The 12,730-nt window shown below is 70.9% G+C and carries 12 protein-coding genes and 1 pseudogene; 5 read left to right on the forward strand and 8 right to left on the reverse strand.

Annotation, left to right across the window (positions count from 1 at the left end; genetic code table 11):
• Together ACZ7OH_RS15900 and ACZ7OH_RS15905 are read right to left on the reverse strand one after the other, a co-directional pair.
• Positions 1-310 (reverse strand): annotated as a pseudogene (locus tag ACZ7OH_RS15900) (glycosyltransferase); the annotation flags it as partial.
• Between the two features lie 8 nt (positions 311-318).
• On the reverse strand, positions 319-789 hold the full coding sequence (locus tag ACZ7OH_RS15905; RefSeq protein WP_470281463.1) for a GtrA family protein: 471 nt from the start codon (positions 787-789) through the stop codon (positions 319-321).
• A gap of 125 nt (positions 790-914) precedes the next feature.
• Between ACZ7OH_RS15905 and ACZ7OH_RS15910 the strand changes: the two genes are divergently transcribed.
• The 4 genes from ACZ7OH_RS15910 to ACZ7OH_RS15925 all read left to right on the forward strand — a co-directional run bounded on the left by ACZ7OH_RS15910 (position 915) and on the right by ACZ7OH_RS15925 (position 4,419).
• Positions 915-2,288 carry an FAD-binding protein gene (locus ACZ7OH_RS15910; protein WP_470281464.1) on the forward strand — a complete coding sequence of 458 codons (1,374 nt, stop codon included), beginning with the start codon at positions 915-917 and terminating at the stop codon, positions 2,286-2,288.
• Positions 2,285-3,040 carry a decaprenylphospho-beta-D-erythro-pentofuranosid-2-ulose 2-reductase gene (locus ACZ7OH_RS15915; protein ID WP_400901499.1) on the forward strand — a complete coding sequence of 252 codons (756 nt, stop codon included), beginning with the start codon at positions 2,285-2,287 and terminating at the stop codon, positions 3,038-3,040. Before ACZ7OH_RS15910 ends, ACZ7OH_RS15915 begins: the two co-directional genes overlap by 4 nt.
• Before the next feature lie 91 nt (positions 3,041-3,131).
• Positions 3,132-3,746, forward strand: coding sequence for a VC0807 family protein (locus tag ACZ7OH_RS15920; protein WP_470281465.1), 615 nt, complete (start codon positions 3,132-3,134; stop codon positions 3,744-3,746).
• Between the two features lie 52 nt (positions 3,747-3,798).
• A complete protein-coding gene (locus ACZ7OH_RS15925; protein WP_470281466.1) occupies positions 3,799-4,419 on the forward strand; it encodes a VC0807 family protein in 621 nt (206 codons plus the stop codon).
• On the opposite strand, the gene ACZ7OH_RS15930 is transcribed toward ACZ7OH_RS15925, so the two are convergent.
• From ACZ7OH_RS15930 to glf, 5 genes are all read right to left on the reverse strand, one after another.
• On the reverse strand, positions 4,401-5,918 hold the full coding sequence (locus ACZ7OH_RS15930; RefSeq protein WP_470281467.1) for a hypothetical protein: 1,518 nt from the start codon (positions 5,916-5,918) through the stop codon (positions 4,401-4,403). The genes ACZ7OH_RS15925 and ACZ7OH_RS15930 overlap by 19 nt on opposite strands.
• Positions 5,919-5,989: 71 nt before the next feature.
• Positions 5,990-6,715: a hypothetical protein gene (locus tag ACZ7OH_RS15935; protein ID WP_470281469.1), complete on the reverse strand. Its 726-nt coding sequence runs from the start codon at positions 6,713-6,715 to the stop codon at positions 5,990-5,992.
• Between the two features lie 110 nt (positions 6,716-6,825).
• Positions 6,826-7,821: a decaprenyl-phosphate phosphoribosyltransferase gene (locus ACZ7OH_RS15940; RefSeq protein ID WP_470281470.1), complete on the reverse strand. Its 996-nt coding sequence runs from the start codon at positions 7,819-7,821 to the stop codon at positions 6,826-6,828.
• On the reverse strand, positions 7,818-8,336 hold the full coding sequence (locus ACZ7OH_RS15945) for a phosphatase PAP2 family protein (RefSeq protein ID WP_086677332.1): 519 nt from the start codon (positions 8,334-8,336) through the stop codon (positions 7,818-7,820). Before ACZ7OH_RS15945 ends, ACZ7OH_RS15940 begins: the two co-directional genes overlap by 4 nt.
• A complete protein-coding gene (glf, locus tag ACZ7OH_RS15950; RefSeq protein ID WP_470281471.1) occupies positions 8,329-9,552 on the reverse strand; it encodes a UDP-galactopyranose mutase in 1,224 nt (407 codons plus the stop codon). Before glf ends, ACZ7OH_RS15945 begins: the two co-directional genes overlap by 8 nt.
• 79 nt (positions 9,553-9,631) lie before the next feature.
• Between glf and ACZ7OH_RS15955 the strand changes: the two genes are divergently transcribed.
• A complete protein-coding gene (locus ACZ7OH_RS15955) occupies positions 9,632-11,641 on the forward strand; it encodes a DUF6541 family protein (protein WP_470281472.1) in 2,010 nt (669 codons plus the stop codon).
• Positions 11,642-11,778: 137 nt separating this feature from the next.
• Here the strand turns inward: ACZ7OH_RS15955 and ACZ7OH_RS15960 are convergent, their stop codons facing one another.
• On the reverse strand, positions 11,779-12,675 hold the full coding sequence (locus tag ACZ7OH_RS15960; RefSeq protein WP_470281473.1) for an LLM class flavin-dependent oxidoreductase: 897 nt from the start codon (positions 12,673-12,675) through the stop codon (positions 11,779-11,781).
• Positions 12,676-12,730 lie beyond the last annotated feature (55 nt).

Here is a 12,730-nt window from a genome sequence, read left to right on the forward strand (position 1 = left end):
CGGTGACGACGAGCTCGACCGAGACCTCGGTGACGGTCGTCCAGCGCTGCCAGTAGCTGGCCGGGAAGCGCCCGAAGTACGTGTTGCCGGACACCTTGGAGGCCGGCTCGAGGGTGATGACCGCACGTTCGCGCACGGCCGAACCCCACTCGAGCTCGGCGTAGAGGTCCTTGCTGACGATCGGCGCCGGGCCGGCGTAGAGCCCGCGCTGCGCCGTCAGGCGACCCTGCGGAGTGTGCTCGGTGAACCGCGTCTCGGCGGCCGCGCCGGCTTCGGTGGCCGGCGCCGGGGTGGCTGTTTTACCGGGCATTGAGTTCCTCAGTTCTCCTCGGTCGACGGCTCGCGGAACACGACCCACTTGAGCATCACGAAGTTGATCACCGTGGCGGTGGCCTGCGACACGGCCCAGCACAGGGTGTGCTGCCAGGCGGACTCCGGCAGCACGTGCAGCATGAGCTGGTTCACCCCGACCGCGACGAAGAACGTCACGGTGTAGAGCAGGACGAACGAGCCGATCTGCGCCTTGCCGTCGCGGCGCCCACCCGAGAAGGTGAACTTCCGGTTCAGGAAGAACGCCGTGGTCGTGCCCACGATGAAAGAGATAGCGCGAGCGATGTCGACCCACGGTGAGGTGGCCATCCCGGCCACCTGGGTCAGCAGGGTGTAGGTACCCAGGTCGACCAGGGCGCAGAAGCCGCCGATCAGGGCGAAGCGAATGAGCTGCCCGAGCAGTCCGATGTCGGACGGCTGAGCAGCTGCGATGTCGGCTTGCGGATCGGTCGCCACCACTGCATTACCTCGTTGCCTGAGTCATGGTCACCCGCGCGGGCGCTTGTGCCTTGATGCGCAAAGTGTAGAGACGAGCACTTCAGGGTCACGTTCCGGGCGTAGTTCGGCGTGGCTACCCTGGTCGGGTGACCCACTCCCCCGAGACACAGCGTCGCACGCTTTCCGGCTGGGGACGCACCGCGCCGACCGTCGCCGACGTCCTGACCACGCCGGACGTCGAGACCATCGCCCGGGCCGTGCGCCAGGCCGGCGGTCGCGGCGTCATCGCGCGTGGCCTCGGCCGGTCCTACGGCGACCCGGCGCAGAACGCGGGCGGCCTGGTCATCGACATGACCGCGCTCGACCGGATCCACTCGATCGACCCGGACTCGGGTCTCGTGGACCTCGACGCCGGCGTCAGCCTCGACAAGCTGATGCGCGAGTCGCTGCCGTACGGCCTGTGGGTCCCGGTGCTGCCGGGCACCCGCCAGGTGACGATCGGCGGCGCGATCGCCAACGACATCCACGGCAAGAACCACCACAGCGCGGGCAGCTTCGGCAACCACGTCGTGTCGATGGACCTGCTGACCGCCGACGGCCAGGTGCGCACGCTCACGCCGGAGGGCCCCGAGTCGGAGCTGTTCTGGGCGACCGTCGCCGGCATCGGGCTGACCGGGATCATCGTCCGCGCCACGGTCCGGATGAAGAAGACCGAGACCGCGTACTTCATCGTCGACGCCGACCGCACGGCCAGCCTCGACGAGACGCTCGGCCTGTTCACCGACGGCTCCGACCTGACCTACGACTACTCGATGTCGGTGCCGGACCTGATCTCCTCGGACCACCGGCTCGGCCGGGCGACGTTCTCGCGCGGTTCGCTCGCGAAGCTGGACGAGCTGCCGCCGAAGCTGCGTTCCGAGCCGCTGAAGTTCGACGCGCCGCAGCTGGCGACCCTGCCGGACGTCTTCCCGAACGGCCTGGGCAACAAGCTCACGTTCGGGCTGATCAACGAGCTGTGGCAGAAGACCGTGCCCAAGAAGGGCGCGCGCGGCAAGATCCAGAACCTGACGCAGTTCTACCACCCGCTGGACATGCTGAGCGAGTGGAACCGCGCCTACGGTTCCAAGGGTTTCCTGCAGTACCAGTTCTCGGTGCCGTTCGGCGCCGAGGACCAGCTCAAGGCCATCTGCCGGCGGATCGCGACGTCGGGCCACTACTCGTTCCTCAACGTGTTCAAGCGCATGGGCGACGCCAACCCGGCGCCCATGTCGTGGCCGTCGCCGGGCTGGATGCTCAGCGTCGACTTCCCGATCAAGGACGGCCTGAGCCGGTTCTGCCTGGAGGTCGACGACGCCGTGCTGGCCGCGGGCGGCCGGCTGTACACCGCGAAGGACTCCCGGACCTCCGCGGAGACGTTCGCGAAGATGTACCCGCGGCTCGAAGAGTGGCGCAAGATCCGCGCTTCCGTTGACCCCGAAGGCGTTTTCGCCTCTGACATGAGCCGGAGGCTCGAACTGTGATCGACGCGGTGGGCAACCCCCAGTCCCTGCTCCTGCTCGGCGGCACGTCCGACATCGCGCTGGCGATCGCCGAGAAGTACCTGGCCGAGAAGCCGCTGCGGGTCGTGCTCGCGGCCCGGCCGTCGCCCCGGCTCGACGCGGCCGCGCAGCGCCTGAAGGACCGCGGCGCCGAAGTGTCCACTGTGGACTTCGACGCCAAGGACACGGCGTCGCACCCGGCGGTGCTGGCCAAGGCGTTCGAGGGCGGCGACATCGACGTGGCGGTCGTCGCGTTCGGCCTGCTCGGCGACCCCGAAGAGGTCTGGCAGGACCACGCGAAGGCCGTCGAGCTGGCCACGGTGAACTACACCGCGGCGGTGTCGGTCGGCGTCGCGCTGTCGGAGAAGCTCAAGGCCCAGGGCCACGGCACGGTGATCGCGCTGTCGTCGGTGGCCGGCGAGCGCGTCCGCCGGTCCAACTTCGTGTACGGCTCGACGAAGGCCGGTTTCGACGGCTTCTACCTGGGCCTCGGCGAGGCGCTCGCCCCGCACGGCGTGCAGGTGACGGTCGTCCGCCCGGGGCACGTCAAGACGAAGATGACCGAGGGCCTGAAGGACGCTCCCCTGGCGCAGACGGCCGAGCAGGTCGCGGACACCGCCGTCGCGGCCGCACGCGCGGGCAAGGACCTGGTGTGGGCGCCGGCGCAGTTCCGGCTGGTGATGTCGGCCCTGCGGCACGTCCCGCGGCCGATCTTCCGCAAGCTCCCCATCTGAGGCATCTCCACCCGCGGGTTGACCCGGACTTCCATCCGGGCCCAGCCCGCACGCCGATGTGCGCGCCAGGCAGTCGAAACAGACTGTCACCATGGTGAACACGACGAGCGACCGCGGTGGGCTGATGGTGCTGCTCCGCGACGTCGCCCTCCCGATGGCCCTGTACTACGTCCTGCGCTCCTTCGAGGTCGACGCGCTGTGGGCGCTGCTGGTCGGCGCCGTCCCGCCGGTGCTGCGAACCGGGTACGTCCTGGCGCGGCACCGGCGGATCGATCCGATCAGCGCGTTCGTGCTGGCCGTGCTGCTGGTCAACGCCGCGGTGGCGGTGTTCTCCGGCGACGCCCGGCTGCTGCTCGTCCGCAGCGCGTGGATCACGCTGCCACTCGGCGCGGTCATGCTGGCCAGCCTGGTCGTCGGGCGGCGGCCGCTGCTGTTCCGGGCGGCCCGCACCCTGCAGCCCGCCCGCGCCGAGCACCTCGAGCGGGTGTGGAGCCTTTCCCGGCCGTTCCGCGAGCGCTGGCGTGCGGCCACGCTGTGGTGGGGCGTCGGCTGCCTCCTGCTGGGGTGCGCCGTCGTCGTGATGGCGTTCACGCTGCCGGTCGACGTCGTGCCGGTCCTCGACACCGTGCTGACCGTGGTCAGCGTGGTCCTCGGCCTGAAGCTCACGCGGCAGCGGCTGGGCATCAACCGAACGGTGGATGCGTGACGAACCGGCTCGACGATGCCGCCGGCCGGCCTCGTCCGCGATGCTCGGGGACATGCTCGGCACGCTGCTCTGCGACCTCGCCGCCCCGGTCGGCGGCTACTACCTGCTGCGCGCGTTCGACGTGGCGCCCGTCTGGGCGCTGACGCTGAGCGGCCTCCCGCCTGCACTGCGGGTGCTCTACCTCGCCGCGCGGCACCGCCGGGTCGACGGCATGGGCGTCTTCGTGTTGCTGATCGTCGCGGTGAGCCTGGCGACGACGCTGCTGACCGGCGACGCGCGGCTGCAGCTGGTCCGCGGCGCGTGGTTCAGCGTGCTGATCGGCGTGTGGATGCTGGCGAGCCTCCGGATCGGCCGCCGCCCGACCACGTACCAGGCGACGCTCGCCTTGGTGCCCGGCCGGGCCGCGGCACTGGAGGCTCGGTGGGCGGACACGCCGTCGTTCCGGCGCGTCTGGCGGGTGCTGACGGTCGTGTGGGGCGTCGGCGGGCTGCTGCACAGCGCGGGCAGCATCGCGATGGCGTACACGCTCCCGGTCGACGCGGTGCCGGGCCTCGACACGGCGTTGTCGATCGGGAGCTTCGTGCTGCTCCAGGTGGTCACGCAGGTGCTGCTGGCCCGGGAGGGGACGATGAACCGGCTGTTCCGCGGCCGGGATCAGCTGCCCGCCGCGTGAACGGGCATCAGGTACAGGTTCTGGGTGCCCATCCACGGGGAGTCGATCCGCCAGCTCGCCAGCGCCGTGGGGGGTGGGGTGCGCCGGGTCGTGGCCAGGACCAGGTCCGGGCTGATCGGGGCGACGCTGTGGTCGAAGTTGTGGAAGTTGGCCTCCAGCAGCGCGCGGCCGACGTCGCCGCTGCGGCGCTTCGTCTCGCTGATCGCCGGGTCGACCGCGCCGCGGTCGGAGAACTCGTCCACCAGCTCGCAGTCGCACGCGTACGCCAGCGCGCCGATCTCGCCCGCCGTCTCCACCTTGCGGCCGTGGGCGATCGAGGCCAGCTGCTGACCGATTTCGCGGTACTCCGTCGTCGACGCGTGGTTGCTCGTGATCGGCGCGAACTGGCGGGGCAGGCCGGGTAGCGCGTACGCCGCGAGGCTCGCCACGAGGACCACGCCCGCCGCCGTCCACGTTCCGCGGCGGACGCGTTCCGGGACCGCGCTCGCGCACGCCGCCAGGAAGATCGTCGCGCCGATGATGCTGGGCGCGTAGTACCAGTGGTACGGGGGGACGCCGAGGCGGCTGTAGGCCAGGTAGTGCAGGGCGCCCGCGACGGCCAGCGCCGCGAACGGCGTGAGGCGGCGGGTCGCTTCGGAGCCGCGGCGGTACTGGACGATCCAGACGACGCCGGCCAGGCCCGCGAGCGGCAGCGGCAGGAACGACAGCGCCGCCTCGGCCGGGAAGTTGCGCCAGTACAGGAGCGGGCCGTTGGTGAAGCTGAACGGGCCCCACGACTGCTGGCTGATCTTGATGACCAGCGTGTCCGGCACGGCCGAGCCGAGCACGACCCAGCTGAACGCGAACCACGGCAGCGTCACGGCGAGGGTCGCGAAGACCGTGCGCCAGATGCCCGTCCAGAACTCGCGGCGGGCCGCGAACAGCACCGCCGCGATCAGCAGCAGGTCGATCCGGACGAGGGCGAGCAGCCCGATCACGACGCCGAGCCGGCCCGCCTTGCGCTCGCCGGCGTAGACCAGCGTCCAGACGACGCCGGTGGCGCCGAGCGCGACTTCCAGCCCGACCGACGACAGCAGGAGCGGGTTGAGCAGCAGCAAGGCGAACGTCACGGGCGCGAACGCCGCCGGCAGCCCGGTGCGCTCGCCGAGCCGGCGCAGGCCGAGGACGAGCAGCACCTGGGCGGCGACGAACACGATCCCGGCGGCGAGCACGGCGTCGCGGACGACGAACGTGACCGCGGCCAGGGCCAGGACGTTCAGCGGGGACGTCGCGGTGTTCGCCGTTCCCTGCTCGATCAGGCCCCAGTGGGCGTGGAAGGCGAGGTTCTTCGCGTAGGACAGCGTGATGTACGTGTCATCGATGAGATGGCTGCTGACCAGGGCGAACATCAGCGCGGAGGCCGCCGCGGCACCAGCCGGGAGGGCCCACGAGCGGGCAACGGGGACGGCCGCCGGTAGCGCACCGGCGGCCTCGGGGAGTTCTGCGGAGGCGCTTCGCATCCGGGACACCGTACCCCGCCCGTGACGCTTCTGTGATCTGAGCGGGGTGCGGGTGGCTCAGCCCACAGCGGTCAGATGCCGTTCCCATCGCCCGAGTTGCCCGAGTTGCCGGTGTTCCCGCCGCCGCGGCCGGGGAAGCCGCGGCCGTCGGGGCCCTGGTTGCCGCCGTTGTGCTGCCGGTGGATGCCGGGATGGCCGCCGCGGGGGCCGCCGCCGTGGGAGGTGGCGGCGGCGATGCCGCCGACGATGCCCCCGCCGATCAGCAGGCCGAGGAGTCCGACGCCGACGAGCTGGGTGGCGCGGTGCCCCACGAACCGCCGGAAGCCGCCGGGCTGCCGCGGGGCGGCCGCGGCGGGCGGCCCCCAGGCGCCGTAGGCCTGGCCGGGGCCGGGCTGGGAGAGCTGCGGAGTGGGTGGCGCCGGTGGTGGCTGCTGGCCGTGGGCCGCGGTCTGGTCGCCCGCCTGCGCCGCGTTCGGTAAGGCGGTGGTCCCGGCGGGGGTTTGCGCGGCGGGCTGGCCCTGCGCGGCGTTCGGCAGGGCGGTGGTCCCGGCGGCGGGCTGGCCCTGCGCCGCGTTCGGCAGGGCGGTGGTCCCGGCGGGCTCACCCTGCGCAGCGTTCGGGAAGGCAGTCGTTTCGGCCGAAGGCTGCGCGGGCGTGGGAACCGCCTGGGTCGCGGGCTCCTCGCCCGACGTCACCGGCTGCCGCGTGGTCGGCTGGTCGGCCGCGGCCGGCGCCGTGGGCTGCTCGACGGTCGGGTCTTCAGTCCCCTCCGGGACTTCGCGCGGCTGGTCGTTCATCGTCGCTCCTGTGATCCCGGGGACGGGCGCAGTGCCCGCCCCCACCACTTCAGGGTGCGCCGCTCAGCTGTGCGGAAGCTGAAACCCACCTGTCGATCCGCCATGAGACCTCACAGGTAGAACGCCAGGAACAGCGTGATAACCCAGCTCGCGCCCAGCACCTGCAGGATGCGGTCCTTGAGCGCGATCTCTTCGGGCTCGCCCGCGATGCCGCCGTCGACGTCGACCGCGTAGCGCAGGACCGCCACCAGGAACGGGACCATCGAGATGAGCGCCCACACCGAGTTGTGCTCGGTCTGGCGGATCTCGAACGCCCACAGGCAGTACGACATGATCAGGATCGCCGCCGACGTCGCCCAGACGAACCGCAGGTAGCTGGCCGAGTACTTCTTCAGCGACGAGCGGATCTTCGCGCCGGTGCGCTCGAAGAGCATGATCTCCGCGTAGCGCTTGCCGGCGACCATGAACAGCGAGCCGAACGCCGTGACCAGCAGGAACCACTGCGAAAGCGCGATGCCGCCCGCGACGCCGCCGGCGATCGAGCGCATCAGGAAGCCCGAGCCGACGATGGCCAGGTCGACCACCGGCTGGTGCTTCAGGCCGAAGCAGTAGCCGAGCTGGACGGCCTCGTAGACGCCCAGCACGACGGCGAGCTGCCAGCTCGCCGTGAACGACACGCCGAGGCCGGCCAGGAAGAACACGACCGCGGCCCCGTACGCGACGGGGACCGGCACGATCCCGGCCGCGATGGGCCGGTTGCGCTTGGTCGGGTGGGCCCGGTCGGCCTCGACGTCGATGGCGTCGTTGATCAGGTAGACCGAGCTCGCTGTCAGCGAAAAGGCCACGAAGGCGATGACCGCGTCGATCAGGAGACCGGTGCGGTCGGTCGACTTCGAGAACGCGAAGAACGGGGCCGCGAAGACCAGGACGTTCTTCACCCACTGCCGGGGCCGGGCCGTCTTGATGACGCCGGCTACCAGGCCCAACGGCCCGGGGGCGGCAGTCGCCGTCGAGGTCTCCGAAGACACTTCAGTCACCGGTGTCTCCGGTGCCTCAGGAGTCACGGCCGCTTCGTCGCTGTTGCGCTGCTCGGTCGTTTCGCTCATGGGTTCTTCTTCAGCTTCCGTCGTATCAGACCACCGACGAGCCCCCCGAGAGCTGCACCGGCCAGGACGTCTGTCGGATAGTGAACGCCGAGCACGAGCCTCGAGGCCAGCATCGGCGGTACCAGGGCGGGCACCAGGTTACGCCCGGTCAATCCGGAGTAGAGCACCGCCGCCGCCGTCGTGGACGTCGCGTGCGACGACGGGAAGCTCAGCTTGCTCGGCGTGCCGACCAGGACCTCGACGCTCGGGTGGTCCGGTCGCGGCCGCCTGACCACGCGTTTCACCGCGATCGACGCGGCGTGCGCGCCCACGACACCGGCCGACGCGACCAGCCAGTCCTTGCGGCGCTTCTTGTCGACGACGGCACCGAGCAGGCCCAGGCCGAACCAGCCGAGAGCGTGCTCGCCGAAGTGCGACATGCCGCGCGCAGCCTTCACCGAAGCTTCACTCTTCAGAAAGCCCTGCGCCTTCGCCAGGACCGCCACCTCTCCGGTGGGCTGCCCCTTCTCAAGCATCGAGGGACCCGTCGAGCGGCGCGCCGTCGGTCAGGTGCGGGGCGATCTTGTTGTCGAACGCCGACAGCGCCGAGCCGATGGCCATGTGCATGTCGAGGTACTTGTACGTGCCCAGCCGGCCGCCGAACAGCACGTTCTTCTCGCGCGCCTCGGTCTTGGCCAGCTCGCGGTAGGCCTCGAGCTTCTCGCGGTTGTCCGGCGTGTTGATCGGGTAGTACGGCTCGTCTTCCTCGCCCGCGAAGCGGGAGTACTCGCGGAAGATGACCGTCTTGTCCTTGGGGTAGTCCCGCTCCGGGTGGAAGTGCCGGAACTCGATGATGCGGGTGTAGGGGACTTCCTGGTCGTTGTAGTTGACGACCGAGGTGCCCTGGAAGTCACCGGTCTGCGCGACCTCGGACTCGAAGTCGACGGTGCGCCAGGTGAACCGGCCAGCCGAGTAGCCGAAGTAGCGGTCCAGCGGCCCGGTGTAGACGGTGGGGGTGCCCGCCGGGATGTGCTCGCGGACGTCGAAGTAGTCGACGTTCAGCCGGATCTCGATGTTCTCGTGCTCGGCCATCTTCTCGAGCCACGCGGTGTACCCGTTGACGGGCAGGCCCTCGTAGGTGTCGTTGAAGTACCGGTTGTCGAAGTTGTAGCGGACCGGCAGGCGCGTGATGATGTTCTCGCCGAGGTTCTTGGGGTCGTTCTCCCACTGCTTCGCGGTGTACCCGCGGATGAACGCCTCGTAGAGGGGACGGCCGACCAGCGAGATGGCCTTCTCCTCCAGGTTCTGCGCGTTGGCGGTCTCGAACTCGGAGGACTGCTTGGCGATCAGCTCGCGGGCCTCGTCCGGGGTGTGGGACTTGCCGAAGAACTGGTTGATCAGGCCCAGGTTCATCGGGAACGAGTAGACCTGGTCCTTGACCCGCGCGAACACGCGGTGCTGGTAGTTCGTGAACTCGGTGAACCGGTTCACGTACTCCCAGACGCGCTTGTTCGAGGTGTGGAACAGGTGCGCGCCGTACTTGTGCACCTCGATCCCGGTCTCCGGGTCGGCCTCCGAGTACGCGTTGCCGCCGAGGTGGCTGCGCCGCTCGAGGATCAGGACCTTCTTGCCCAGCTCGGCCGCGGCCCGTTCGGCGACGGTCAGGCCGAAGAAACCGGACCCGACGACGACGAGGTCGTAACCTGCGAAATCGTCTTCAGTAATCTGTGCGGGGTTCGTGTGCGCGCTCACGGGCGTCGAGGGTACGGGGGTCGCTGACCCGGCTCGCACCCGACTATCACATTTCGGCCTACGACACACCTGGAAAGCAGTGCCTGCACCCGAGGACTTCTGGAGCTACTTCGCCGCCGTGGCCACATATGTGGCCGTCCTGGCGGTGCCCGGCGGCGTCGTGGGCTGGGCCGCCGGCGTCCGCGGCTGGGCTCTGGCCGGGCTCGCGCCGCTGCTCAGCTACGCCATCACCGGCCTGGCCGGCCCGTGGCTGGCGATCGCGCACGTGCCGTACGGCCCGCTGAGCGTCGCCGCCTGCACCCTGCTGCTCGCCGGCGTGCTCCACGGCCTGCGCCGGGTCTCGATCGCGCGCGGCTGGATGACGCCGGGCGCCGAGGAGCCGCCGGAGCCGTGGTCGCGCCGGGCGCACCTCGCCGTCGCGGCCTGCGTGGCGGTCGCCACCGCCGTGTCGATCGCCGTCGTGATCACCGGCCGCGGCGGGACGACCGCGGTGTTCCAGCGCTGGGACACCGTCTTCCACGCGAACGGCATCCGCTACATCGCCGACACCGGCGACGGCTCCCTGACCGGCATGGGCACCATCAACTGGTACCCGGACGGCTCGTTCTACCCGAACGCCTACCACCTGGTCGGGGCCCTGGTCTACCAGCTGTCGGGGACGTCGGTCCCGGTCACGCTCAACGCCGTCACGATGCCGATCGCCGGGCTGTTCGCGCTGGCCATGGTCGCGCTGGTGCGCCAGCTCGGCGGCCGCGCGGTGTTCGGCGCCAGCGTGGCGCTGGTCGCGGGCGGCGCGACGACGGGGGCGTACGAGTCGGTGTCGAGCGGGCTGCTGCCGTTCGCGCTCGGGATCGTGCTGACGCCGCTGGCGGTGGTCGCGCTGCAGCGGTTCGTCGTGCGGCCGGGCGTCGACACCGGCGCGGTGCTGGCGCTGAGCGCGACCGGCCTGCTGGCCGCGCACTCGAGCGCGCTGTTCGGAGCCCTGCTGTTCGCGTTCCCGCTGGTCGTGCAGCGCTGGTACCGGGCGCTGCGGGGCAAGCGCCTCGACGGCGTGCCCGAGGGGCGACCGGCCTGGCGGGTGGTCGGCGACGACGTCCTGCGGATGGTGCCGGTGATGGCCGCCGCGGGTGTGCTGTCCGCGCCGATGATCCTCGGCGCGATCACCTTCACGTCCGGGTCGTACCCGTACCACGCCTGGGGCTCGCACATGCCCGTGTGGAAGGCGCTGGCGATGCTGGCGACGTTCAAGCAGGTGCTGCCGGTCCCGCAGATCTGGCTGACGGTCTTCCTCGCCGTCGGCGTGCTGACGCTGCTCGCGCTGCGGCGGATGCGCTGGGTGGTGCTCTCGGCGCTCGGGCTGTCCGCGCTGTTCGTCGTCGTCGCGTGCTTCGGCGGCGAAGACTGGGTGATCACGCTGTCGCGGCCCTGGTGGAACGACCGGTTCCGGCTGATGGCGCTGGCCGCGATCCCGATGTGCCTGCTCGCCGCGCACGGCATGAGCGAGGCCCAGCGCTGGGCGGCGAAGCTGGCGAGCGGACGCGCCTGGGTGCGTGCCCGGCCGTGGCTGACCGGCCGGGTCGGGCTGGCGACGGCGGTGCTGCTGGTCGTCGCGATGGGCGTGCTGACCGGCGGGTTCTACCGCGCGGCCAACGCCAAGACAGTGTCGCTGCTGTACTACAACGGCCTGCCCGGCGAGACCGTCCCGCCGGTCAGCCAGGACGAGATCGACGCGATGGAGCACCTCGGCACGCTGGGGATCCCGGCCGACCAGAAGGTGCTCAACGACCGGATGGACGGCACGGCCTGGATGTACGCGCTGACCGGCGTGCACCCGGTGGCCGGCCACTACGACGCGGGCGTCGCACCCCCGGACGCGCTCTACCTGGCCTTGCACTTCGGCGACTACGACAGCGACCCGCAGGTCCGCGCGGCCACACAGCGGCTGAACATCCACTACGTGCTGGTCGGCAGCGGGACGATCCGCCGCGACACCCCGATCGCGCCGGGCCTGCGGCACCTCGACGGGCACGACTTCGTGCGCGAGGTGTACCGGAACCCGGGCGCCGTGATCTACCAGATCGTCAAATGACAAAGCCCTCGTGGCCGCGGCGCCCCGTGCCGCGGCCACGAGGGCCCTCCGTCCCCCAACCACCCCCGGGGTGATCTCTGGCGTCTGCAGTGATGGACGCCTGAGGGACGGCAATCGGTTTCCCGGCTAGCCGGATGTCACCCGTTCGGACCAGCGTGCAGTTCCGGCAGGACGTCGCTCGCGACCTGCTCCAGCACCGCTTCGCGGCCTTCGTACGGCGAGGACGACCGCGGCCAGTGCGCGATGACGTCGGTGAAGCCCAGCTCGCCCGCGCGGCCCGCGGCGTCGCGGAACGCCTCCACGCTGCTCAGCGAGAACACGGGGGACGCGTCCAGGCTCAGGTGCCGCTGGATGCTCGCCCGCTCGCGGCCGGCCGCGTCGAGGCGCTCGTCGAAGACGTCCGTGAGCTGCTTGATGCCGGCCCACCACTCGTCCTCGGTCTTGCCGCCCCGGCCCGTCGTGACCCAGCCCGCGCCGAAGCGCGCGGCCAGCGTCATCGTGCGCGGGCCGTTCGCCGCGACCACGAACGGCAGCCGCGGGCGCTGGACCGTGCCCGGCAGGTTGCGAGCCCCGTGGGCGCGGTAGTACTCGCCGTCGAAGTCGAACTTGTCGGTCATCAGCAGCCCGTCGAGTGCCTCGACGAACTCGGTGAACCGGTCGGCGCGCTGCTTGGCCGTCAGCTCGGGGGCGCCGAGCACCGCGCCGTCGTAGTGCTGGTGGTCGACGCCCGCGCCGACGCCCAGGACGAACCGGCCGTCGGAGACGTCGTCCAAGGTGGTCAGCTCGCGCATGAACGGCACCGGGTGCCGGGCGACCGGCGACGCCACGAACGTGCCCAGCCGGATCCGGGACGTCACCATCGCCGCGGCGGTCAGGGTCGGGACCGCGGAGAACCACGGGCCGTCGACCAGGTTGCGCCAGCCCAGGTGGTCGTACGTCCACGCGTGGTCGAAGCCGTACTCCTCGGCCGCGCGCCACTTCGGCTCGGCGGCCCACCAACGATCTTCAGGGAGAATGACGATGCCTACTCGCACAGTTCCGGACGCTATCGGTTACCACCGACAGTCGCACGGATGGGCAAGTCCTCCC

Source organism: Amycolatopsis sp. NPDC114478 (assembly GCF_055633805.1).